Raw genomic sequence first — 22,197 nt, 5'->3', positions numbered from 1 at the left:
TCGCTTAACGCGCGCTTCAACGTTTGCCAATTCGCCTTGGCGTCCCTACATCGCAGCCCAATTTCCAATATCCCCATCCGGAGCATAATCGACCCATGGCCGCGCAATATTCCTTCGTCATGAAGGGCATGACCAAGACCTTTCCCGGCGCCCGCAAGCCGATCCTCGACCAGGTCCATCTGCAATTCTATCCCGATGCCAAGATCGGCATCGTCGGGCCCAACGGCTCGGGCAAATCGACTCTGATGAAGATCATGGCCGGCATCGATACCGATTTCACCGGCGAAGCCTGGCCGGGCGAGGGGATCCGCGTCGGCTATCTGGCGCAGGAGCCGGAGCTCGATCCGGACAAGACGGTGAAGGAGAATGTGATGGACGGCGTGCGGCCCGTCGCCGATCTCGTCGACCGGTTCAACGAGATTTCCGGGATGATGGCCGACCCGCCCGAGGATGCGAATTTCGACACGCTGATGGAGGAAATGGGCGAGCTTCAGGAGAAGATCGACGCCGTCGATGGCTGGACGCTCGACAACCAGCTCGAAATCGCGATGGACGCGCTGCGCTGCCCGCCGGGCGATGCCGATGTCACCAGTCTTTCGGGCGGCGAACGGCGCCGCGTGGCGCTCTGCCGGCTGCTGCTCGACAAGCCCGATATCCTGTTGCTCGACGAACCGACCAACCATCTCGACGCCGAAAGCGTCGCCTGGCTCGAAAAGCATCTCGTCGATTATCCGGGCAACGTGATCCTCGTCACCCATGACCGCTATTTCCTCGACAATGTCGTGAACTGGATCCTGGAGCTCGATCGCGGCCGCTACTTCGTCTACGAAGGCAATTATTCGACCTATCTCGACAAGAAGGCGAAACGGCTCGAGCAGGAAGAGCGCGAGGACAAGGGCAAGCAGAAGGCGATTTCCGACGAACTGGCCTGGATCCGGCAGTCGCCCAAGGCGCGCCAGACCAAGTCCAAGGCCCGCATCAAGGCGTTCGACGAGCTGGTCGAGGCGCAGGAAAACCGCTCGCCCGGCAAGGCGCAGATCCTGATCCAGACGCCCGAGCGGCTCGGCGGCAAGGTCATCGAGGCCGAGGGGCTCTCCAAGGCTTATGGTGATAAACTGCTGTTCGAAGACCTGACGTTCAGCCTGCCGCCCGGCGGTATCGTCGGCGTGATCGGGCCGAACGGCGCGGGCAAGACCACGCTGTTCAAACTCATTACCGGCCAGGAAGAACCGGACGATGGTGACATCGCGGTCGGCGAGACGGTCAAGCTCGGCTATGTCGATCAGAGCCGCGACGCGCTCGATCCCAACCACAATGTCTGGGAGGAAGTTTCCGACGGGCTCGATATCTTCACCTTCGGCAAGCACGAAGTGCAGACGCGGGCTTACGTCGGCGCGTTCAACTTCAAGGGCACCGACCAGCAGAAAAAGGTCGGCCAGCTATCGGGCGGCGAACGCAACCGCGTCCATATGGCCAAGATGCTGAAGGAGGGCGGCAACGTCCTGCTCTTGGACGAACCGACCAACGACCTCGACGTCGAAACGCTGCGCGCGCTCGAAGAAGCGCTCGAAAGTTTTGCGGGTTGCGCCGTGGTGATTTCGCATGACCGCTTCTTCCTCGACCGTCTCGCGACGCATATCCTGGCGTTCGAGGGCGACAGCCATGTGGAGTGGTTCGAGGGGAATTTCGAGGCGTATGAGGAAGACAAGCGACGCCGGCTCGGCGACGAAGCGGATCGGCCGCATCGGATGACGTATAAGAAGCTGACTCGTTAGGTGTCAGGAAAAACGTAGTTATGCCGGACTTGATCCGGCATCCAGGGCCATCAATGATGACGCTCGCCGCCCTGGACCCCGGGTCAAGCCCGGGGTGACGAACTTGGGAGAAGATCAAAGCCTAAATCCTCAGCCAGGTCGCGCCACCGAGGGTTGTCCTTTTCGATCAACTCCAACTTCCAGCTGCGTTTCCAGTTCTTGATCTGCTTTTCGCGGGCGATAGCGGTTTCCATGGTTTCATGGGTTTCGAACCAGACGAGGCGTTTCAGGCTGTAGCGTTTCGTGAAACCTGGATAGGTGCCGAGCGGTGTTCGTGGATACGTTTCGGGAGGTCGGATGTGACGCCGGTGTAGTCCGTGCCGTTGCGGCGGTTTGCCATAATGTAAACGGCCGGTTGTTTTGCCATGCCTTGTGCCTAACTGCCCTGGATACCGGATCAAGTCCGGCATGACGGTATCAGCAGGTCGAGCGTTTCTCGAAGCCGACAAGCCTGTCGGTTTCCGCCGTACCTGGATCGATCCGCAGCACTTCGGCAGCTGGCGGCCCGTTTTTCGCGAGCGACAGGAACCGCTCCACCGCTTTCTCCTCACCCTGCACGACCGCCTCGACCGTGCCGTCCCTCCGGTTGCGGACCCAGCCGACAAGGCCGAGTTCGTGCGCCGTCTTCACCGTCCAGTCGCGAAACCAGACTCCTTGGACGCGGCCGTGGATGATGAGGTGACGGGCGATCATTTATGCTGTCCTACAGGCTATCGCGTGTGAGATAAGGGACCGGACGTGCGGCGATAATGCCGCTTCGGCTACCGCGCCGCAACGCGGACCGGAAACGGAGAAGGGATAGGAGAAGCCGTCGAAAAAACGCCGGCTGTGTGTAAAGTATGTAAACTTAGGGTCTTTCCTCCGCGACACGCATCGAGATTGTAGTTTCAGCCGTCATTGCGAGGAGGGCCGAACTCGCTTCGGGCCGTCGCGGCAATCCAGAGCCGCAAGCGCATCGCTCGTTCGCTCTGGATTGCCGCGTCGCTTCGCTCCTCGCAATGACAACAAAGAACCATCCGGACGCAATCCTTGTCACAAGGAGATAACTCCTCAAACTTACTCTAAGGTCATTGCGCGTTACCGCAACCGCTTCACCCAAACCTGCCCGTTCTCGCGCTGCTCGGTCGCGAAGTTGGGGATGTCGTCGATCAGGTCGCGGAGGCGCGAATAGCCGTAGTTTCGGACGTCGAAGCTCGAGCGGTTGCCGGCGCGCTGGCCGACGGCCGATAGCGCTGCGTAGCCGTTTTCGTCGCGTTTGGCGGCGTCATAGGCGTCGATCAGCAGCGCGACGACATCCTCGTCCACCGCGCCTTTTTCGCCTTTGGCGTTTCCGTCCTTCTCCGCGCGGATCAGCGCATCGACATCGATGAAGCGGGTGCAGGCCTGTTTGAAGGCGTCGGGCGTCTTGGCGCTGCCGAAGCCGTAGACGGGGAGGCCGTCCTGGCGGATGCGCATCGCCATCGGCATAAAATCGCTGTCCGACGACATGATTCCGAACCCGTCGACGCGCCCGCCGAATAGCAGGTCCATCGCGTCGATCGTCATCTTCATGTCGGTGGCGTTCTTGCCCTTGGTCAGATCGAACTGCTGCTGCGGCTCGATGCCGTAGCGGTGCAGCTTGTCGACCCAGTTCTTCAGCGCCTGTTTGCGCCAGTTGCCATAGGCGCGGCGGATGTTCACCGTGCCGAGCTCGGCGAGCACGGTCAGCACCGGGTCGATCCCCTGGTGCGAGGCGTTGTCGGCATCGATGAGAAGGGCGATATTGTGATGATCGCGGCTGTAATCGTTCGGCATGGGGTTATCCTGCAGGGGCAATGATAAAGCCGGCGCGCGGGAAATGCACGGCGACGTCGCCGACCCGGTCGTCGGTGCGCAACACGGTGATCCGCCCATCGTCGGCCCGGACAAGCCGTCCGGCGACCGGCACGCGGCCATTGTCGTCGGGCGTTACGGTGACCGTGTCGCCCGAACTGAACCGTCCCGCAACGGTCCCTTCGGTCTCCCGCGGGTCGGCCGATTGGGCGATATCGAGCGCGTTGGACGAGGGCAGGGGGCTCGGGTTGCCGTGCTTGATCGCCCCGACCCGCGCGGCCCAGGGCTGGACGTGCCGGAAGACGCCGATCCCGGTCAGTTCGGCGGACAGGACGGCGGAAACGAACCAGACATGCATGTAGAGGCTCGCATCGACGGCGCCCGGCGCGTCGCCGAAGAAGAAATCCCGGCCATCGGCGAGCTGTGCGTCGACCCAGCCGGTAAAGGCCCGCCACTGGGCTATCGAATGCGGCTGCGCGGCCTTGACCATGTCGACATCGAGCGGTGCGCCGCCGAACTCGGAGCGGTCCTTAAGGAATTCGGGCGGCAGGGTCTCGATGATCGTGCCAAAAACGCTGCCGACGCTCGCGCGGAAAAAGGCGCTTTCGGACCAGCGCAACATGCCCATCGCCGCGCCCCTGTTGTCGTCCGGATAAAATCCCGGATCGGGTTGCCGTGCTTCCAGCACGTCGGTGATCAGCTGGGTGTCGCAATAGATGTCGGCGCCGATCTGCATCACCGGCGTCTTCCGGTAACCGCCGGTCAGCGGCATCAGATCGGGTTTGGGCATCATCATCGGGATATCGACCGAGCCCCAGTCCAAGCCCTTGATGCCGAGCAGGATCCGCGCCTTTTCCGCGAAGGGCGAGCGGTCGTAATGGTGGAGGATCGGGGTCGTGGCGTCGGTCATGAACGGGTTTCTCCTGTCAGCTCGTGCGGGCGACGCGCGCCTGTTCGAAAGTCTGGGCAATGGTGTCGGCGGGTTCGCGCCCCAAAAGGCTGACGCTGACGGCAATAGCGCCGCAGACGAGAAAGCCGGGGACGATCTCGTAGATCACACTCGACAAGGTCGCGCCGTCCGCCAGCACCGGTACGTAGATCCAGAACAGGACCGTCGCCGCGCCGGCGATCATCCCGGCCAGCGCGCCGTTGCGCGTCATCCGGTTCCATGTGAGGCTCAGCAGGACGATCGGGCCGAAGGCTGCGCCGAAACCGGCCCAGGCATTACTGACCAGGCCGAGGACATTGCTGTTCGGGTTATAGGCCAGCGCGATCGCCACGAGGCTTACGGCAACGACGGACAGCCGCCCGATCGTCACCAGTTCCTTTTGGCCCGCTTCCTTGCGCAGGAAGATCGCGTAGAAATCCTCGGTCAGCGAGCTCGACGAGACCAGCAGCTGGGAGGAGATCGTGCTCATGATCGCGGCGAGGATCGCGGCGAGCAGGAAACCGGCGATCAACGGGTGGAACAGGATCTGGCTGAGGATGATGAAAATCGTCTCGGGATCGTCGACCGGCAGACCGGTCTGCGTCGCATAGGCCAGGCCGATCAGTCCGGTCGAGAGCGCGCCGATCAGCGTGACGCCCATCCAGGTCATGCCGATATTGCGCGCCCGGGGAACGTCGGCGACGCTGCGGATCGCCATGAAGCGGACGATGATATGGGGCTGGCCGAAATAGCCGAGACCCCAAGCCATCGCGGATATGATACCGATCGCCGTCATCCCGCCGAACAGGTTGAGCAGGCCCGGATCGATGCCGTTAAGCGTCGTCTGCAGGCCGCCCGCGCCGCCGATGTCGGTCAACGCGACGACCGGCACGAGAACCAGCGCGACGAACATGATGCAGCCTTGCACGAAATCCGTCAGGCTAACCGCGAGGAAGCCGCCGAACAGCGTATAGACGACGACAACGCCCGCCGTGATCCAGAGGCCGAGCGCATAATCGGCGCCGAACGCGCTTTCGAACAGCTTGCCGCCGGCGACGACACCGCTCGATGTGTACAGCGTAAAGAAGATGACGATGACGATAGAGGACATCACGCGCAGCATGCGCGAGCGGTCTTCGAAACGCTTTTCGAAATAGTCGGGAATGGTGATCGCATCGTCGGCGATCTGGGTGTGTACGCGCAGGCGCGGCGCGACGACGATCCAGTTGACGAGCGCGCCGATGAACAGGCCGATCGCGATCCAGCTGGCGCTGAGCCCGGAGACATACATCGCGCCCGGCAGCCCGAGCAGCATCCAGCCCGACATGTCGGACGCGCCGGCCGATAGCGACGCGACTGCCGGGCTCAGCTTGCGCCCGCCCAGCATATAGCCGGAAACGTCGTCGGTGGATGTTCGCCAGGCGTAGAGCCCGATTCCGAGCATGGCGACGAAATAGAGGGCGAGGGAAATCAGCTGGCCGGTTTGCATCGGAACGCCTTAGCAGCAGCGAGATGGTTGGCTAGGGGCGGGGTCAAAATGTCAGGCGGGCCCGAAGGCGCCGGAATCGTCGTCCATGACGTGCAGTTCGCCATCGGCAATCGCGAACCAACAGCCGTGGAGCTTGAGGCTGCCTTCGGCTTCGCGCTCGGCGACATAGGGGAAGGTGCGCAGGTTCTGGAGGCTGATGCGGATCGCTTCATGCTCGAGCTCGCGTTGTGCGTCGAGCGCCGGATCGGTCGCCGCGCGTTCGACAATGCGATCGCGGCCCTGCTTGATGATCGTCATCCAGTCGTCGATAAAACTCGGTCCCGCAACGCCGCGGTCTTCGCCCTTGAGCGAAGCGGTAATACCGCCGCATTTGCCATGGCCCATCACGACCACATGGCGGACCTTGAGATCGACCACGGCAAACTCGATCGCCGCCGACGCGCCGTGCAGGCGCTGATCCGGCTGATAGGGGGGCACGAGATTGGCGACGTTGCGGAGCGCGAACATCTGGCCGGGCACGGTATCGAAAATTGTCGCCGGGTCGACGCGGCTGTCGCAGCAGCTGATGACCATCACCGGGGGATGCTGGCCGTCATGGTCGAGATTGTCATAACGGCGTTTTTGGGCGGCATAATCGCCGGCCCGGAACCGGTAGTAGCCGTCGACGAGCGCCCCGAACTCCGGCACTAGAACCGGTCTCCGCGTACGACCTGCACGTCGGAAACGGTCAGGAGCAGGCTGTGGCTGTCGAGCTTGGGCGCAAGCTGGTCGACCAGTGCGTCGGCCTTTTCTTCCGACGCGATGGTCAGGAAAATCACCTTGTTTTCGGCTCCCGATATCCGGTCGTTGCGCCAGCTGCCGTGCCGGCCGGCGCCGGATTGGACCGGAATCAGGGAATAGCCGGCGATGCCGACATCGGCGGCCGCCCGGATCGGCACGTGGGCCAGCGGCTTGTCGACGAGAATTTCGATCCGTTTGCGGGTGACGGTTTCGACCATGACTATCCTATCGCCTGCGCCAATGCTGCGAACAAGGGAATGCCCAATATGATGTTGAAAGGGAAAGTAACGCCAAGCGACATCGAGAGATAGAGCCCTGGATCGGCCTCCGGCAGCGCCATGCGCATTGCCGCCGGGACGGCAATATAGGAGGCGCTGGCCCCGAGCACGCCGAGCGCGGCCGCCGATCCGACGTCAAGACCGATCGCGGTGCCCAGCACGGTTCCGACGACGCCGTTGAACAGCGGGAAGAGAATGCCGAGCGCGGCCAGCCGCACCGTCATCGATTTGGATTCGATCAGGCGCCGCGCGGCGACGAGGCCCATGTCGAGCAGGAAGAAGCAGAGCACGCCGGTGAACGGCACCTGGAACAGCGGTGCGATCGGTTCGAAACCGACGGGCCCGGCCATCAGGCCGATGAAGAAGCTTCCCATCAGCAGCACGACCGAGGCGTTGAGCAGGACTTCGTGAAGCAGCCCGCCACCATTCCCGTCATCGCGCTTCTGGCCGCGCCGGGCCAGCATGAGGCCGCTGATGATCGCAGGGGTTTCCATCAGGGCGAGGACCGCGACCATATAGCCGGCAGGCCCCATCGACTGACCGGTGAAAATCTCCTGCGCTGTCACGAATGTGACGACGCTGACCGAGCCGTAGTGTGCCGACACGGCGCCGGCATTGATGCGGTCGAGTTTGCCGAAGCCGGTCAACAGCGGATAAGCGAGATAGGGTATGACGAAAGATAGCGCGACGCCAGCCGCAGCAGCCAGCGCGAGTTCCGGCGTAAACCCCGATTCCGAGACCGCGACGCCGCCTTTCAGGCCGATCGCCGCCATCAGGTAGAGCGACAGGCCCTTGGCTATGGCCTCGGGAATGGCGAGGTCGGATCGCGCGGACGCCGCCAGCATGCCGAGGATGAAAAAGAGGATGACCGGCGAGGTCAGCGTGGCGATCACGATGTCCATGCGGTCATCGCTATTGCAGGGGTCGCACCGCATCAAGCCATTGTATCAACAGCGGCGGATGCACCGACCGCCGGCGCCATTCATTCGCTATTCAGTGCAACGGATTCAAAAAACAGCGCATCAGGGGAGCGAGACCATGCACAATTTCCGGTTTCTGACTGTAGCCGTAGCGGTCGGTTCGATGGCCTTGGCAGGATGTGTGAGCGGGCGGCCTTTCGCCAATGCGCATCCGGTTCGGGTCGTAACTGCACCGGAGGGCGCAACGGTCACCAGCGAATATGGCGATAGCTGTGTGACGCCGTGCAACATCTATTTGCCGACCGCGTCCGGCGGTCTCCTCGAGATCGCTCTCAACGGATATCAGACCGAATCCGTCTATATCGGCAGTGTGCTGGATTCCGGGCGGGTCGCGCGGGCCCGTGCATCCGAGGCGGCATGGACGCTGATCGATCCCGATCCGGTCGATATCGGCCTGGATGCGCTCTTGTCGATTGTGGATTTTCGCGGACGATACGCCGAGCTCAGCGATTATGACGTGAGCCTGCAACTGGTGCGCGCCATCGTCGGCTATGCCGATAGCGGCGATGCGAACGCCGGAGAAGCCGGTGTTCGAGAAGGCATCGTCTACCGCCTTTCGGACGAGGAGATCGCGGCCATTCGCGACGATCTGCCGGAGCGGGCCCCCATCATGGCCGCCAGCCTTCCGTTCGGTCCGGCGGGCGAGTAATTCTGGAAATCGTTGCGATCCATCGCTATCTGCGAAGCATGGACAACGCGACTCTGCAAACTGCCGCTTCGACGCCTGTTAAACGGCCACGCAAGCCCGACTGGATCCGGGTGAAGGCGCCGATGGGCGAGACGTTCAACCAAACGCGCAAGCTGATGCGCGAATTGAACCTCAATACCGTATGCGAGGAGGCCGCCTGTCCGAATATCGGCGAATGCTGGTCTAAGAAACATGCGACAGTCATGATTCTCGGCGATGTCTGCACGCGGGCCTGTGCCTTCTGCAACGTGAAGACGGGCATGCCGGGCGCTGTCGATCCGCTCGAACCCCAGCATACGGCAGATGCTGCCGCCGCGCTTGGTCTCGAACATATCGTCGTGACCTCGGTCGATCGCGATGATCTGCCGGACGGCGGGGCGAGCCAGTTCGTCAAGGTGATCGAGGCGTTGCGCAAGACGACGCCCAAAACGACGATCGAGATACTGACGCCCGATTTCCGCAACAAATCGGAAGCGGCTGTGGAGGCGATCGTCGCCGCGCGGCCGGACGTCTACAATCACAATCTGGAAACGGTTCCGCGTCTCTATCCGACGATCCGCCCCGGCGCGCGCTATTATGCGTCGCTCCGGCTGCTCGAACAGGTGAAGCGCCACGATCCGTCGATTTTCACCAAGTCCGGCGTCATGCTGGGCCTTGGCGAGGAGCGGATGGAAGTGCACCAGGTGATGGACGATATGCGTTCGGCGGGCGTCGATTTCCTGACGATGGGCCAGTATCTCCAGCCGACGCCAAAACATGCGAAGGTTATCGATTTCGTCAGCCCGCAGGCGTTCGACGCCTATGCCGGCATTGCCCGGGCCAAGGGCTTCCTGCTCGTCGCCTCCAGCCCGCTGACCCGATCGAGCTATCATGCCGGTGACGATTTCGAGAAGTTGCGCGCCGCGCGCGAGGCGCAATTGGCCAAGGCCTGACGCCCTATCGATGCCACGTCACAGCGAAACCCGACACGTACCCTATACGGCCGAACAGATGTTCGACCTGGTGGCGGATGTCGGGCGCTATGAGGAATTCCTGCCCTGGGTGATCGCCACCCGGATACGCTCCAACAGCGAGACCGCGATGGTCGCGGATCTGGTCGTCGGCTTCAAATCGCTGCGCGAGACGTTCACATCGAAGGTGAACAAGGAGCGGCCTTGCCGGATCGCGGTCGATTATCTCGATGGTCCGCTCAAATATCTGCACAATGAATGGGGTTTCGAACCGAGCAACAGCGGCGGTTGCACGATCGAATTCTGCGTCGATTTCGCCTTTCGCAGCCGGGTGTTCGAAAGCCTGGCGGGCCAGGTGTTCGATCGCGCGCTCCGCAAGATGACGGACAGTTTCGAGGCGCGCGCCGACGCGCTTTACGGCGATGGCGGGCGCGCCGTTTCGGGCAGCAGCAGTTCCAGCGCCCATAGCGCCGCCTGAAGGCGGATCGCGGCCCGGCCCCGGTCGGGAAACCGTTTCTGCTCGGTATCCGCCTGATCGGGATCGTCGCCCCGCAACGCGCGCCCGAATATGACGGTACCGACCGGTTTCTTGTCGGTTCCGCCGCCGGGCCCCGCAACCCCGGTGATCGAGACGGCGATATCGGCGCCGCTGCGTTCCAGCGCGCCGAGCGCCATTGCCCAGGCGACGGCGGGCGATACTGCTCCAAACGTTTCAATGAGGCCGTCATGCACGCCCAGCAGCGCCGTCTTGGCGCCGTTCGCATAGGTCACGAAACTGGCATCAAAGACATCGGAAGAGCCCGGAATTTCCGTCAGGGCGGCGCCGACCAGTCCGCCGGTGCAACTTTCGGCGAGCGCGATCCGCCGCCCCGCCGAGCGATTGGCGTCGATGACCGAGCGGGCCTTCTCCACCAGTTCATTAGGCAGCAGATACACTGAGGCGGTCACGGTCAGCCTTGCGCGACGCCGCAGATCGAAAACGGGCCGGGATCGTCGTCTTCGTCGTCGCGGCTGCCGATTTCGATGAGCAGCGTCAGCAAACTGGAAAAATTCCGCGAGGGAAGGGGTTCGAGTGCCGTGAAGACCCGGTCCGCGATCGGGCAACTCTCGGCGTCCATGGCGTCGGCCATGGCCACCGCGATGCCCATCTCGAAAATACCGAGCACCAGTTCGCCGCCGGATTCCTTGTCGAACGGTGGGGTTTCGTCTTCGCCTTCGTCCAGAATTCGCAGCGCGAGGCCCGCCGCTTCCGGCCGGGCCGCATCCGCCGCTGGCGTATAACGTTGACCCAGGGCCTGGCTGCGAGCGATCAGCCCGGCATTGGCCGGCAGGTGGGGTGCGCATTGTTCGCTGACATTCTCGATGAGGCTGGGCAGCATCGCCTGGATCATCGTCTCGGCCTCGGCGCTCGTCAGACAGGCGGGCTGCGCGGCGGCTTGCGCCGATAACCCCATTAACGCCGCCCCAGCGGCCAATTTCTTCACTCGCATATCACCCTCCCATGTCTCCGAGCGTGGCGATCGCCTGTGCGGCAATGCCTTCGCTGCGCCCCGTAAAACCGAGCTTCTCGGTCGTCGTGGCCTTCACGCTGACAGATTTTTCCGGGATCGCAAGGATTTCGGCGATCCGGGCCCGCATCGCGGCGCGGTGCGGGCCGATCTTCGGCGCCTCGCAGATCAGGGTCACATCGACATGATGGATGGCGGCATTTCGTTCCGCCGCAAGATCGCGGGCATGTTCGAGAAAGCGATGCGAGGCCGCTCCCTTCCATTGCGGGTCGCTGGGCGGGAAATGGTCGCCGATATCGCCTTCGCCGAGCGCGCCGAGAATGGCGTCGGTCAGCGCGTGGAGCCCGACATCCGCATCGGAATGACCGGCTAACGCCCGATCATGGGGAATTTCGACGCCGCACAGCCAGACATGATCGCCCTCGGTAAAGGCGTGGACGTCATAGCCGAGGCCGGTGCGGATCAGAGCGGAGGAAGGTGCTGACAGGCTGGAAGGCATCGCGAAATCCTCGGCAAAAGTGATCTTCTTGAGCGCGGGATCGCCGGCGACCAACGCGACCGAATGACCCGCGGCACGGGCGATCGCGGCGTCGTCGGTTGCGGGCCGATCGCCGGTCCAGTTCCGGTGCGCCGAGAGGATCGTGTCGAAGCGAAAGGCTTGCGGCGTCTGGATCGTGACGAATTCGGAGCGGTCGACGGTGCGGCCGTCCGTGCGCGCGAGACTGTCGATCACGGGCAGGGCGGGGATCGCGCCGCCGTCCGCGTCGAGCGCGTCGATCAGCCGGTCGATGACCGCGGCCGGTGTAAAGGGACGGGCGGCGTCATGGATCAACACGATATCGGCGCCGCCGGACGTGGCGAGCGCCTCGAGCCCGTTCCGCACGGATTCCTGACGCGACGCGCCGCCGATGATCGGCGGGGGCGGGTCGCGTGATCCGATCGCTTGCCGATAGGCCTGCTCCTGGCCTTCGCCGATCACGACCCGGATGTCTTGGATGGCTGGATGTGATGTCAGCGCATCGATGGCATGCGCGAGCACGGTCTGGCCGCGAAAATCCCGATATTGTTTGGGCGTATCGCCGCCCGCCCGTTCGCCTTTGCCGGCTGCGACGATCAGTGCGACGATATGGGCTCGATCCGACATCGCCATCGCCTTAGCCGAGCCCCGGCTTGCCCGCCAACGCCTTTATCACTAGATGCGCGCCAGAAACGAAACGCATGATGACAACGCTTGCCCCCATCTCCATCGGTCCGCTGACGATCGAAACGCCGGTAGTCCTGGCGCCGATGACGGGCGTCACCGACCGGCCGTTCCGTCGGCTCGTCCGCCGCTACGGCTCGGGCCTCAACGTCACCGAGATGATCGCGAGCCATGCGATGGTCCGCGAAACGCGCCAGTCGCTGCAAAAAGCGGCCTGGGATCCGATCGAGGAGCCGGTGTCGATGCAGCTCGCCGGCTGCGAGCCCGATGTGATGGCAGATGCCGCGCGCCTCAACGAGGATCGCGGCGCAGCGATTATCGACATCAACATGGGCTGTCCGGTCAAGAAGGTCGTCAATGGCGATGCGGGATCGGCGCTGATGCGCGATTTGCCGCTGGCCGCCTCATTGATCGAGGCGACGGTGAAGGCGGTCCAGGTGCCCGTGACCGTGAAGATGCGGACGGGATGGGACGATTCCAGCCGCAATGCGCCGGAACTCGCGCGGATCGCCGAGGATCTCGGCGCGCAGCTGATCACCGTGCACGGCCGGACGCGCTGCCAGATGTACAAAGGTCATGCCGATTGGGCCTTTGTGTCGGAGGTCAAGCAGGCGGTGTCGCTGCCGGTCATCGTCAACGGCGATATCTGCTCGATCGAAGATGCCGAGGAGGCGTTGCGTCAGTCGGGCGCCGACGGTGTCATGGTTGGCCGCGGAGCCTATGGGAAACCCTGGCTGCTCAGCCAGATCATGCACTGGTTTGCGACCGGCGAGCGGCGTACCGATCCGTCGCTCGATGAACAGTATCGCGTCATCGCCGCCCATTATCGCGATATGCTCGATCATTATGGTGGCGATGTCGGGGTGAAGGTCGCTCGCAAGCATATCGGTTGGTACACCAGGGGCCTTCCGGGATCGGCCGAATTCCGGAACCGCGCCAATCAGGAAGACGATCCCGAACAGGTGCTGCAGATGCTGGCCGACTTTTTCGGGCCCGCGCTCGAACGCGCCGCGGCTTGATCGCCGCACTGTCGATTTTGCGACGGACCGCCCGATGCGAGCGTCATGGAACGCCCGTATGTCTGGAAAACTGTGTTTTCTATGCAACGGGACTGTGTTAGCCGTGCAACGATGACGACCGAGGCGGTTTCCGGGGAATTGGCAGGCGGCGACGGCGGCTTGGACGGGCTGCGCCACAAGAGCTGGTTCATGCCGTCTATCGAGCTCGTCGCGCTCGGCGTGTTCCTCTCCATGGTCGCGCTCAGCTATTTCATCGTAACGCGCCAGGGCTCGGACGAACTGTTCCTCACCCCGTTCCTGACGGCTTCATTGTTGGTGGCGCTCCTCGTCCCGGCGATGTTCCTGATGGTGCTGATCGCGCGGCGAATAGCCCAGCGCCGCGCCGCGCGCTCGCCGATCGGCGGCAAGGGGCGGCTGCACGTCCGCCTTGTCGCACTGTTCTCCGGCATCGCTGCGGTGCCGACCTTGCTGGTCGTGATTTTCGCATCGTTGCTGTTCCAATATGGCGTGGAATTCTGGTTTTCGGAGCGCGCGCGCGACACGCTCGAGAACGCTGGCAGCCTTGCCCAGGATTTCTATCTCGAAAGCCTGGAGGAGGTGGAGGCGGAGACGCGAACCATGGCGGCGGACCTTGCACCTCTGGTCGAGGGATCGTCGTTCGAATCGCCTGAATTCGTACAGAATTTCGCCTTTCAGGTTTATGCGCGCGAACTATCCGATGCGGCGATATTCACGGTAGGTGAGGGAGGCGATGTGCGGACCGTCGCGCTCGTCAATCCCGACAACAGCTCGATGGAATCGCGGCTGACGGCATCGCTGCTCGCGACGCTCGATGCCGAACGCCAGTCGGCGGTCAACGATGCCGGCGACCGGTTCGAGGCCCTTGCCCGGTTCGGCGATGATTCCCCTTATCTGATTTACGCGTCGCGGGCGTCGGATCCGCAGATGCAATTGCAGACCGAACGTGCCCAGGCGATCCTCAACGATTATGACGAACTGATCGATCGCGGCCAGGTGATGCAGTTGCGGTTCAACGTTGCGTTGCTCGTCATTTCGCTGCTGATTGTGGCGGCCGCAATCTGGATTGCACTGACGGTGGCGGACCGACTTGTCAGGCCCGTCGGCGCTTTGGTCCAGGCGGCCCGCAAAGTGGCCGATGGCGATCTCTCGACGCGGGTGCCTGAAGCGGGCGCCCATGACGAGATCGGCACTTTGGCCAGCGCGTTCAACGGGATGACCGGCCGGCTCGAGGAACAGACCGGCGCGCTGGTGCTCGCCAACGACCAGCTCGACAGCCGCCGCGCCTTTATCGAAGCGGTTTTGTCGAGCGTGACCGCAGGCGTGGTCTCGGTCGACAGCGAACGGCGGGTTCGTCTGATCAATCGTTCGGCCGCCGAACTCATGGAAGTGGAGCAGCATGCGGTCATGGCGAAGTGCCTGAAGGACATAGCGCCGGAACTCGACCGGCTGCTCGACGGCCGCGACAGCGAGAAGATCATCCAGATGACGAGCGGCGGCGAGCCGCGCACGCTGGCGGTCACCCTGGTCGAGGATCAGGGCGGCCACGTTCTGACCTTCGACGATATCACCCAGCAGTTGCTCGATCAGCGGCGAGCGGCCTGGTCGGACGTCGCCCGGCGCATCGCCCATGAGATCAAGAATCCGCTGACGCCGATCCAACTGGCGGCCGAACGGCTGCAGCGACGGTTCGGCGATGCCGCCGACCCCGATAGCGGCGTTTTCGCCAAGCTGACGGGAACCATTGTCCGTCAGGTCGGCGATCTCCGGCGGATGGTCGACGAATTCTCCTCTTTCGCGCGCATGCCGAAACCCGTTTTCCGGGAGGAATCGATCGTCGATATCGCACGCCAGGCCGTCTTCCTGCATGAAGTCGCGCATCCCGAGATCGCATTCGAACAGCAAGTCGGCGAAGAGCTCCCGCCGCTGGTCTGCGACCGCCGGCAGCTGGGCCAGGCCCTGACCAATGTGGTCAAGAACGCCGTCGAGGCCGTCGAACAGAAGCATGGCGAAGGCGAGCCCGGCGGACTGGTCAGGCTGAGCGTTTCGGAGGCTGACGGACGGATCATCGTCGATGTCGAGGATAATGGTGTCGGCTTGCCGGCGGAGCGCGAACGGCTCACCGAGCCCTATATGACCACCCGGGAAAGCGGGACTGGCCTGGGCCTCGCGATCGTCAAGAAGATCGTCGAGGAGCATTTCGGCACGGTCACATTTTCCGATCGCAAGGAAGGCGGTACGCGGGTGCGTGTCGCGTTCGACGTCGAGGCGCTGGCGCCGCTCAAGGACTCGATGTCCGGCGATACCGAGGGTGAAGATCGCCTGTTTCAGTTAACGCGTAACGATGAGGAGGCATCCTGATGTCACTCGATATTCTTGTCGTCGACGACGAAGCCGATATTTGCGAGCTGGTCGCCGGGGTTCTCGAAGATGAAGGCTATGAGGCGCGAACGGCGCGGAGCAGCGACGAAGCGATCGCGGCCCTCGAGGAACGCCGTCCCTCGCTCGTCCTGCTCGATGTCTGGCTGCAGGGCTCCAAGCTCGACGGGCTCGACCTGCTCGAAGAGATCAAGCAGCGGGACCCGAGCCTGCCCGTGCTGATGATTTCCGGCCATGGCAATCTCGATACCGCGGTGGCGGCGATCCGGCGGGGCGCCGTCGATTTCATCGAAAAGCCGTTCGAAGCGGCCCGGCTCCTCCATCTCATCGCGCGGGCCACCGAAACGGACCGGCTGCGCCGCGAGAATGAATCGCTCAAGGCCCGGGTCGGCGAAGAGGATGAGCTCACCGGCAATTCGAGCGCCATCAACAGCGTCCGGGCGACCCTGAAGCGGGTGGCCGGTACCGGAAGCCGGGTCCTGATCACCGGACCCGCAGGCGTCGGCAAGGAGGTTGCCGCGCGGCTGTTGCACAGCTGGAGCGGGCGCGCAGAGGCCCCATTCGTCGTCGTCAGTGCCGCGCGCATGACAACCGAGCGGGTCGAGGAAGAGCTGTTCGGGACAGAGGACGACAATGGTCCGCGCCCGGGCCTGCTCGAACAGGCGCATGGGGGCACGCTGTTTCTCGACGAGATCGGCGACATGCCGCTCGCCGCGCAGGGCCGCATATTGCGTGTCCTGACCGATCAGCGGTTCAACCGCATTGGCGGCCAACGCCTCGTGAACGTTGACGTACGGGTGATTTCCGCGACCGCGCGCGATCTCGAGACCGAAATTGCCGAAGGCCGGTTCCGCGAGGATCTGTTCTATCGGCTGAACGTCGTCCCCGTGCATCTTCCGCCGCTTGCCGAGCGTCGCGAGGATATCCCGCCGCTGGTCGAGCATTTCGCGGCGCGCTACGCGGCCGAGCGCCGGGTGCCCAACCCGGAAATTTCGGACGAGGCGATCGCCGCCATGCAGGCCTATGAATGGCCAGGCAATGTCCGCCAGCTGCGCAATATCGTCGAACGCACGATCATCCTCGCACCGGGGGACCGGATTGCCCGGATCGATGTCGACATGCTGCCGGCCGAAATCCTCGAAGACCAGATGCAGATCGCGCCGGACAAGGGTGCGCGGGCGATCATGGGTACGCCGCTGCGCGAGGCGCGCGAGACATTCGAACGCGAATATCTGCGCGTCCAGATCCGCCGTTTTTCGGGTAATATCTCCCGCACGGCCACCTTTATCGGCATGGAACGATCGGCCCTGCACCGCAAGCTCAAGACCCTCGGTCTCAACGAGAACAAGAAAAACAGCAACTGATTGAAGTCGGGCATCGCCCCACCTACATTTCGGAAAGAGGCGGGTCGCCGCCTTGTCGAACAGACGTCGAAAAACGATGCCCAGCGGGCCACGACCCGCCAAGAACCGGAGGCCGAAAATGGCTGAAAAGGTCAATATACTTCAGGATCTGTTTCTCAACACGCTGCGTAAAAGCAAAACGCCGGTCACGATGTTTCTCGTGAAGGGCGTGAAGCTCCAGGGCGTCATCACCTGGTTTGACAACTTCTCGGTGCTGCTGCGCCGCGATGGCCAGTCGCAACTCGTCTATAAACACGCGATCTCGACCATCATGCCCGGCGGGCCGATGGATATGACGGAGATCGAGGAGGCCTTCGCGGAAGAAAAACGCGGCAAGCTGCTGCAGGAAATCTTCCTCAATGCCGTCAAGCGCGAGCGCGATCCGGTGACGATGTTTCTCGTCAACGGGGTAATGCTGCAGGGCGAAGTGGCCGCGTTCGACTTGTTCTGCCTGCTGCTGAACCGCGACGGCCAGTCGCAGCTGGTCTACAAACATGCGATTTCGACGATCCAGCCCGCCAATGCGATCGATCTCGGCAGCGCCGATCCAGACGCGCCATCCTGAGTCTTCGGCTTTGAGCGTTTTCGACCGCGACGAACTTGACGGCCTGAGGCGCGGTGACCGCGCGCTGATCGTCTTTCCCGATTTCGGGCGCGAGGACAGCCGCGACAGCGATGCGCGGCTCGAAGAGGCGGCGGGGCTGGCGGAGGCGATCGGCATCGAGGTCGCCGAGAAACGCGCGGTCAAACTGCGCCAGGCGCGGCCGGCCACGCTGTTCGGCAAGGGACAGGTGGAAAGCCTCGCCGTGGAAACGCGGCTTGCCGCAGCCGATCTCGCCATTGTCGACGCGGCCCTGACGCCCGTTCAGCAAAAGAACCTCGAAGATGAACTCAAGATCAAGGTCATTGATCGAACGGGGCTGATCCTCGAAATATTCGGCGAGCGCGCGGCGACCGCGGAAGGGCGTTTGCAGGTCGAACTCGCGCATCTCGACTATCAGGCCGGGCGGCTTGTCAGGAGCTGGACCCACCTGGAACGGCAGCGCGGCGGTTTCGGTTTTCTCGGCGGTCCGGGCGAGACCCAGATCGAGGCTGACAGGCGCATGATCCGCGACCGGATGGCGAAACTGCGCCGCGAACTCGAACAGGTGCGGCGGACGCGCAGCCTGCACCGGGCCCGCCGGCAGAAGGCGCCGTGGCCGGTCATCGCGCTCGTCGGCTATACGAATGCCGGAAAATCGACGCTTTTCAACAGGATGACGGGCGGTGACGTCATGGCGGCGGATTTGCTGTTCGCCACGCTCGATCCGACGATGCGCGAGATAACATTACCCGGCCTCGACAAGGCGATCCTGTCCGACACGGTCGGCTTCGTGTCGGATCTGCCGACCCAGTTGGTCGCCGCGTTCCGCGCCACTCTGGAGGAGGTCAATGCGGCGGATCTCATCGTCCATGTGCGCGACGTTTCGCATCCCGACAGCGACGCGCAGAGCGCCGATGTCGAGACGGTGCTGAAGGAGATCGACGCGATCGACGGGGAGGGGAGTGCCCCGCTGATCGAGGCGTGGAACAAGATCGACGCGCTCGAGGATGCGGCGCGCGAACAGTTGTGCAACGCCGCCGATCGCCGTGCCGACGTGGTCGCGGTCTCGGCGTTGACCGGGGAGGGGATCGAGGGTCTGCGCCTCCTGATCGCCGAACGGCTCGATCGCGGTCGTGCCGTGCACGATGTGCGGCTTCAGCTGTCCGATGGCGAAAATCTCGCCTGGCTTCACCGCAACGGAAGCGTTCTGGATCAACATGTTGACGGCGATATCATGCATGTTTCGGTAAAACTCTCGGCGATCGATTGGGACCGTTTTCAGGACCGGGTAGAGGCCGGCTAGGCTTCTTCACGCTTCGCGGCCGCCCAAAGCCGTTCCATCTCGTCGAGCGAAAGCCCGGAAAAGCCGGCGCCAGCGCGTTCTTCCATGGTTCTGAAACGCCGCTCGAACTTGGCGTTCGCGGCCCGCAGCGCGGCTTCCGGGTCGATTTTGAGATGGCGCGCCCAGTTGACGACCGCGAATAGTAAATCTCCAATCTCTTCAGTGCGTTGCGTGTCGTTCTTGGCACATTCCACTTCGGAAATTTCTTCCTCGATCTTGGCCCTTGGACCGGTCGCATCCGGCCAGTCGAATCCGGCACGCGCTGCCCGCTTCTGGAGTTTTTCGGCGCGCAATAGCGCGGGAAGTGCGGTCGCAACCCCATCCAGCGTACTATGTCCGCCCTTTTCCGCCCGCTCCGCCTCCTTGATGGCCTCCCAGCCCGGACCTGCATCGCCATTGTCCGCTTCCGGACCGAATACATGCGGGTGCCGGCGGATCATCTTGTCGGAAATGCCGTCGAGCACGTCGGACAGCGCGAAATGACCGGCTTCCTCGGCCATGCGGGCGTGGAACACGACCTGCAGTTGCAGGTCGCCGAGTTCGTCCTTGAGCGCCGCCATGTCGTCGCGCTCGATCGCATCGGCAACCTCATAGGCTTCCTCGATCGTGTACGGTGCGATCGAGGTGAAATCCTGTTCGACATCCCAGGGACAACCGGTTTTCGGATCGCGTAAGCGCTCCATGATCGTCGCGAGCCGCGAAATCCGGTCGCCGAGATGGTCATCCGGCCGAGAGGGGCATGTCACGTCCATGGATCTACTATCCCGATAATATACATTATGTTAAATAAAGGGCTCTTCGAGGCCTTCAGGCCCTTCCGTCCCGTCTAGATGCAAAAAACGCCCGGGCCAATGACTGGCGGGCACGGATTTCACGGCTCGAGGACGAGCCAGTCCCCTTGGACGCTCCAGCTGGACAAAGACGAAAGAAAGTTCATGCCTAGGACGTTGGTGCCGCCAAATTCTTCCGCGATCACGACCGGCATGTCGTCGCGGCGGATCGTCCCCACGATCAGCGTTTCGGCCCTCGCCCGATCGGCGGAAATCGCGCCATTGGCGGTATTCAGGATCATCGGGAAGCCGCCACCGGGTTCGACGCCGGACCGCGTCGCGGCGCCGACGGATAGCGCCGTCACCGTCGCGCCGCTGTCGATCAGGAAGCGCTCTTCATTGCCGTTGATCCGTACGTCCACCCAAAAATGGCCGTCGGGCGATTTGCGGATCCGCAGCGCTTCTCCGTCCGCCACCGTTTCAGGCGGGTCGATTTCGTACCAGATTCTCTGTCCGAACGCCTTGATATCGTTGCGAAAAGCGTAGATGGTGAGGCCGATTGCAAAGATCGCGATCCAGGCCACGGCCATTTTTGCCGCCTGCCCCAACGGAATCCGCCGACTGGCCAGCGCGCTGACGACGATCACCAGCATGATGACCGCCCAGACGAGACTGATGCCCTGCCCGTCGCTCATCCGAAATCCACCTCCATCCCGTCATAGCCGGGCTCGACGCCGGGCGGCAGTTCGGCGCAGAGCGTCGCGTAATCCATCGAATGGTCCATATGCGTCAGTATCGCGCGTTTCGGCCGGGCTTTGTCAATCCATTCGAGCGTTTGCGCGAGATGCGGGTGCGTCGGATGCTCGCGGCGGCGCAACGCGTCGACGACCCAGACATCGACACCCTCGACGCACTCGAAGGCCTTGGCCGGCAGCCCGGTGAAATCGGTCGTATAGGCGATGCTCTTGCCGCCATGATCGAAGCGCAGGGCGGCCGAGGTGATCGTGCCGTGCGGCATGTCCGCCGCGGTGACCGTTACGCTGCCCAGCATTACCCGGTCGGTCAGCGCCAGGCCCTGCGCATAGGACGGATAGGGGCCGTTGCCGCGAAATGCGAAATCGAAACGCTGCTGCAGCTCCCGCAAGGTGCGCGGCCGCGCAAGGCAGGGTATCGGTCCGCCCAGCGCGAAATAGAGCTGCCGGAGTTCGTCGATACCATGGCAATGATCGGCATGCTCATGCGTCCAGATAACATGATCCACCCGTTTGACCTTTGCCTCGAGCATCTGCTGGCGCAGATCCGGTCCGGTATCGACAAGGATGTTATGATTGTCGGCGGAAACGAGGATCGAAGAGCGCATCCGCCGGTTTTTCGGTTCGTCCGGGTCGCAGGCGCCCCAGTCATTGCCGATCTTCGGAACGCCCGACGAGGTGCCGCAGCCGAGAATGCGAACCTTCACGCGGCGGTCTTGTCGAACAATGTACGGAAGTTGCGCGTCGTATAAGCCGCGAGCTCTTCCACCGGCTCGCCGCGCAGGTCAGCCAGGAACGCCGCCGTGTCCGCGACGAAGGCCGGCTCGCAGGTCTTCCCGCGATTCGGGACCGGGGCGAGAAAGGGCGAATCCGTTTCGATCAGCAGCCGGTCGGCCGGGAGTTTGGCGGCCGTCGCCTGCAAATCCTTCGCATTCTTGAACGTCACGATGCCGGAAATCGAGATATAGAAGCCCAGATCGAGCGCGATATCGGCGAAATCCTGGCTGGCCGTGAAACAGTGGATGACGCCGCGATATGGTCCCTTCCCCATTTCGTCGGCCAGGATCTCCGCCGTGTCGTCCTCGGCATCGCGCGTGTGGACGATAAGCGGCAGATCCGTTTCGCGGGACGCGGCGATATGGGCCCGGAAACTCGCCTTTTGGCGCGCGCGGTCCGAATGCTCGTAATAATAGTCGAGGCCCGTCTCGCCGATCGCCACGACGCGCGGATGATCGGCCCTGGCCACGAGCTTCGCGGTATCGATATCGGGGTGCGCATCGGCTTCATGCGGGTGAATGCCGACCGAGGCCCAGATATCGTCCGCCTTTTCCGCGGTTCCGATGATCGCATCCCATTCGCGTTCGCGCGTGGAGATGTTGAGCATCGTCGATACACCGCGTGCGCGCGCGGCCTCGATGACATCATCCTGACGCTCGACCAGACCTTCGTAATTGAGATGGCAGTGACTATCGACGAACATGGCGCCGAGATAGGGCTTCGTGC

At 63.1% G+C, this 22,197-nt stretch carries 23 protein-coding genes and 1 pseudogene; 9 read left to right on the top strand and 15 right to left on the bottom strand.

Features of this window, described 5'->3' with window-relative positions:
* Positions 1-95 precede the first annotated feature (95 nt).
* A complete protein-coding gene (ettA, locus tag HFP57_RS03510; RefSeq protein WP_176868500.1) occupies positions 96-1,775 on the top strand; it encodes an energy-dependent translational throttle protein EttA in 1,680 nt (559 codons plus the stop codon).
* A gap of 83 nt (positions 1,776-1,858) precedes the next feature.
* On the opposite strand, the pseudogene HFP57_RS03505 reads toward ettA, so the two are convergent.
* The 8 genes and pseudogenes from HFP57_RS03505 to HFP57_RS03470 all read right to left on the bottom strand — a co-directional run bounded on the left by HFP57_RS03505 (position 1,859) and on the right by HFP57_RS03470 (position 8,003).
* Positions 1,859-2,181 (bottom strand): annotated as a pseudogene (locus tag HFP57_RS03505) (GIY-YIG nuclease family protein).
* Positions 2,182-2,231: 50 nt separating this feature from the next.
* Positions 2,232-2,507, bottom strand: a complete 276-nt coding sequence (locus HFP57_RS03500; RefSeq protein WP_176868499.1) for an acylphosphatase — start codon at positions 2,505-2,507, stop codon at positions 2,232-2,234.
* 384 nt (positions 2,508-2,891) lie between these two features.
* On the bottom strand, positions 2,892-3,608 hold the full coding sequence (locus HFP57_RS03495; RefSeq protein ID WP_176868498.1) for an NYN domain-containing protein: 717 nt from the start codon (positions 3,606-3,608) through the stop codon (positions 2,892-2,894).
* A gap of 4 nt (positions 3,609-3,612) precedes the next feature.
* The gene (locus tag HFP57_RS03490; protein WP_176868497.1) at positions 3,613-4,536 is read right to left on the bottom strand and encodes a glutathione S-transferase family protein; all 924 of its coding nucleotides are present in this window, start codon (positions 4,534-4,536) and stop codon (positions 3,613-3,615) included.
* Between the two features lie 16 nt (positions 4,537-4,552).
* Positions 4,553-6,043, bottom strand: coding sequence for a sodium/proline symporter PutP (gene putP / locus HFP57_RS03485; protein WP_176868496.1), 1,491 nt, complete (start codon positions 6,041-6,043; stop codon positions 4,553-4,555).
* Positions 6,044-6,094: 51 nt separating this feature from the next.
* Positions 6,095-6,730: a carbonic anhydrase gene (locus HFP57_RS03480; protein ID WP_176868495.1), complete on the bottom strand. Its 636-nt coding sequence runs from the start codon at positions 6,728-6,730 to the stop codon at positions 6,095-6,097.
* On the bottom strand, positions 6,730-7,041 hold the full coding sequence (locus tag HFP57_RS03475) for a P-II family nitrogen regulator (protein WP_176868494.1): 312 nt from the start codon (positions 7,039-7,041) through the stop codon (positions 6,730-6,732). Before HFP57_RS03475 ends, HFP57_RS03480 begins: the two co-directional genes overlap by 1 nt.
* A gap of 2 nt (positions 7,042-7,043) precedes the next feature.
* A complete protein-coding gene (locus HFP57_RS03470) occupies positions 7,044-8,003 on the bottom strand; it encodes a sodium-dependent bicarbonate transport family permease (RefSeq protein ID WP_176868493.1) in 960 nt (319 codons plus the stop codon).
* A gap of 136 nt (positions 8,004-8,139) precedes the next feature.
* Here HFP57_RS03470 and HFP57_RS03465 point away from each other — a divergent pair, with 136 nt between their 5' ends.
* Genes HFP57_RS03465 through HFP57_RS03455 form a run of 3 tightly spaced genes read left to right on the top strand, consistent with a single transcriptional unit; the run spans position 8,140 to position 10,197 of the window.
* A complete protein-coding gene (locus HFP57_RS03465) occupies positions 8,140-8,730 on the top strand; it encodes a hypothetical protein (protein WP_176868492.1) in 591 nt (196 codons plus the stop codon).
* Between the two features lie 38 nt (positions 8,731-8,768).
* A complete protein-coding gene (gene lipA, locus HFP57_RS03460) occupies positions 8,769-9,701 on the top strand; it encodes a lipoyl synthase (RefSeq protein ID WP_176868491.1) in 933 nt (310 codons plus the stop codon).
* A 10-nt stretch (positions 9,702-9,711) separates the two neighbouring features.
* Positions 9,712-10,197: a type II toxin-antitoxin system RatA family toxin gene (locus HFP57_RS03455; RefSeq protein ID WP_176868490.1), complete on the top strand. Its 486-nt coding sequence runs from the start codon at positions 9,712-9,714 to the stop codon at positions 10,195-10,197.
* On the opposite strand, the gene HFP57_RS17955 is transcribed toward HFP57_RS03455, so the two are convergent.
* From HFP57_RS17955 to HFP57_RS03445, 3 genes are read right to left on the bottom strand one after another with little or no spacing between them, the layout of a single operon-like run.
* Positions 10,134-10,667: a CinA family protein gene (locus HFP57_RS17955; RefSeq protein WP_246263317.1), complete on the bottom strand. Its 534-nt coding sequence runs from the start codon at positions 10,665-10,667 to the stop codon at positions 10,134-10,136. The two genes, HFP57_RS03455 and HFP57_RS17955, sit on opposite strands and share 64 nt — an antisense overlap.
* A gap of 2 nt (positions 10,668-10,669) precedes the next feature.
* On the bottom strand, positions 10,670-11,173 hold the full coding sequence (locus tag HFP57_RS17950) for a hypothetical protein (RefSeq protein WP_246263314.1): 504 nt from the start codon (positions 11,171-11,173) through the stop codon (positions 10,670-10,672).
* A 37-nt stretch (positions 11,174-11,210) separates the two neighbouring features.
* Complete coding sequence (locus HFP57_RS03445) at positions 11,211-12,371, bottom strand: bifunctional 2-C-methyl-D-erythritol 4-phosphate cytidylyltransferase/2-C-methyl-D-erythritol 2,4-cyclodiphosphate synthase (RefSeq protein ID WP_176868488.1); 1,161 nt, start codon at positions 12,369-12,371, stop codon at positions 11,211-11,213.
* A 77-nt stretch (positions 12,372-12,448) separates the two neighbouring features.
* On the opposite strand from HFP57_RS03445, the gene dusB reads away from it, so the two are divergent.
* The 5 genes from dusB to hflX all read left to right on the top strand — a co-directional run bounded on the left by dusB (position 12,449) and on the right by hflX (position 19,133).
* Complete coding sequence (gene dusB, locus HFP57_RS03440; RefSeq protein ID WP_176871127.1) at positions 12,449-13,447, top strand: tRNA dihydrouridine synthase DusB; 999 nt, start codon at positions 12,449-12,451, stop codon at positions 13,445-13,447.
* 111 nt (positions 13,448-13,558) lie between these two features.
* Positions 13,559-15,826, top strand: coding sequence for a sensor histidine kinase (locus HFP57_RS03435; RefSeq protein ID WP_246263312.1), 2,268 nt, complete (start codon positions 13,559-13,561; stop codon positions 15,824-15,826).
* On the top strand, positions 15,826-17,208 hold the full coding sequence (gene ntrX / locus HFP57_RS03430; protein WP_176868487.1) for a nitrogen assimilation response regulator NtrX: 1,383 nt from the start codon (positions 15,826-15,828) through the stop codon (positions 17,206-17,208). Before HFP57_RS03435 ends, ntrX begins: the two co-directional genes overlap by 1 nt.
* 76 nt (positions 17,209-17,284) lie before the next feature.
* A complete protein-coding gene (gene hfq, locus HFP57_RS03425; protein ID WP_176868486.1) occupies positions 17,285-17,812 on the top strand; it encodes an RNA chaperone Hfq in 528 nt (175 codons plus the stop codon).
* A 10-nt stretch (positions 17,813-17,822) separates the two neighbouring features.
* A complete protein-coding gene (hflX, locus tag HFP57_RS03420; protein WP_176868485.1) occupies positions 17,823-19,133 on the top strand; it encodes a GTPase HflX in 1,311 nt (436 codons plus the stop codon).
* Here the strand turns inward: hflX and mazG are convergent.
* From mazG to HFP57_RS03400, 4 genes are all read right to left on the bottom strand, one after another.
* Positions 19,130-19,924, bottom strand: a complete 795-nt coding sequence (gene mazG, locus HFP57_RS03415) for a nucleoside triphosphate pyrophosphohydrolase (RefSeq protein WP_176868484.1) — start codon at positions 19,922-19,924, stop codon at positions 19,130-19,132. The genes hflX and mazG overlap by 4 nt on opposite strands.
* A 119-nt stretch (positions 19,925-20,043) precedes the next feature.
* Positions 20,044-20,637: a retropepsin-like aspartic protease family protein gene (locus tag HFP57_RS03410; protein WP_176868483.1), complete on the bottom strand. Its 594-nt coding sequence runs from the start codon at positions 20,635-20,637 to the stop codon at positions 20,044-20,046.
* Positions 20,634-21,401 carry an MBL fold metallo-hydrolase gene (locus HFP57_RS03405; RefSeq protein WP_176868482.1) on the bottom strand — a complete coding sequence of 256 codons (768 nt, stop codon included), beginning with the start codon at positions 21,399-21,401 and terminating at the stop codon, positions 20,634-20,636. Before HFP57_RS03405 ends, HFP57_RS03410 begins: the two co-directional genes overlap by 4 nt.
* Positions 21,398-22,174 (bottom strand): TatD family hydrolase, encoded by a 777-nt coding sequence (locus tag HFP57_RS03400; protein ID WP_176868481.1) that lies wholly within the window; start codon positions 22,172-22,174, stop codon positions 21,398-21,400. Before HFP57_RS03400 ends, HFP57_RS03405 begins: the two co-directional genes overlap by 4 nt.
* Positions 22,175-22,197: the final 23 nt, after the last annotated feature.

This window comes from Parasphingopyxis algicola (assembly GCF_013378075.1).
Taxonomy (GTDB): Bacteria; Pseudomonadota; Alphaproteobacteria; order Sphingomonadales; family Sphingomonadaceae; genus Parasphingopyxis; species Parasphingopyxis algicola.
Note: the sequence above shows the minus strand (reverse complement) of the source record. Positions and strands in the feature narration are given on the sequence as shown.

Bases quoted from the DNA above. Each gene is read 5' to 3' on its own strand.
- ettA (WP_176868500.1), top strand. From the start codon at position 96: ATGGCCGCGCAATATTCCTTCGTCATGAAGGGCATGACCAAGACCTTT.
- HFP57_RS03500 (WP_176868499.1), bottom strand. From the start codon at position 2,507: ATGATCGCCCGTCACCTCATCATCCACGGCCGCGTCCAAGGAGTCTGG.
- HFP57_RS03495 (WP_176868498.1), bottom strand. From the start codon at position 3,608: ATGCCGAACGATTACAGCCGCGATCATCACAATATCGCCCTTCTCATC.
- HFP57_RS03490 (WP_176868497.1), bottom strand. From the start codon at position 4,536: ATGACCGACGCCACGACCCCGATCCTCCACCATTACGACCGCTCGCCC.
- putP (WP_176868496.1), bottom strand. From the start codon at position 6,043: ATGCAAACCGGCCAGCTGATTTCCCTCGCCCTCTATTTCGTCGCCATG.
- HFP57_RS03475 (WP_176868494.1), bottom strand. From the start codon at position 7,041: ATGGTCGAAACCGTCACCCGCAAACGGATCGAAATTCTCGTCGACAAG.
- HFP57_RS03470 (WP_176868493.1), bottom strand. From the start codon at position 8,003: ATGGACATCGTGATCGCCACGCTGACCTCGCCGGTCATCCTCTTTTTC.
- HFP57_RS03465 (WP_176868492.1), top strand. From the start codon at position 8,140: ATGCACAATTTCCGGTTTCTGACTGTAGCCGTAGCGGTCGGTTCGATG.
- lipA (WP_176868491.1), top strand. From the start codon at position 8,769: ATGGACAACGCGACTCTGCAAACTGCCGCTTCGACGCCTGTTAAACGG.
- HFP57_RS03455 (WP_176868490.1), top strand. From the start codon at position 9,712: ATGCCACGTCACAGCGAAACCCGACACGTACCCTATACGGCCGAACAG.
- HFP57_RS17950 (WP_246263314.1), bottom strand. From the start codon at position 11,173: ATGGGGTTATCGGCGCAAGCCGCCGCGCAGCCCGCCTGTCTGACGAGC.
- HFP57_RS03445 (WP_176868488.1), bottom strand. From the start codon at position 12,371: ATGTCGGATCGAGCCCATATCGTCGCACTGATCGTCGCAGCCGGCAAA.
- dusB (WP_176871127.1), top strand. From the start codon at position 12,449: ATGACAACGCTTGCCCCCATCTCCATCGGTCCGCTGACGATCGAAACG.
- HFP57_RS03435 (WP_246263312.1), top strand. From the start codon at position 13,559: ATGACGACCGAGGCGGTTTCCGGGGAATTGGCAGGCGGCGACGGCGGC.
- ntrX (WP_176868487.1), top strand. From the start codon at position 15,826: ATGTCACTCGATATTCTTGTCGTCGACGACGAAGCCGATATTTGCGAG.
- hfq (WP_176868486.1), top strand. From the start codon at position 17,285: ATGCCCAGCGGGCCACGACCCGCCAAGAACCGGAGGCCGAAAATGGCT.
- mazG (WP_176868484.1), bottom strand. From the start codon at position 19,924: ATGGACGTGACATGCCCCTCTCGGCCGGATGACCATCTCGGCGACCGG.
- HFP57_RS03410 (WP_176868483.1), bottom strand. From the start codon at position 20,637: ATGAGCGACGGGCAGGGCATCAGTCTCGTCTGGGCGGTCATCATGCTG.
- HFP57_RS03400 (WP_176868481.1), bottom strand. From the start codon at position 22,174: ATGTTCGTCGATAGTCACTGCCATCTCAATTACGAAGGTCTGGTCGAG.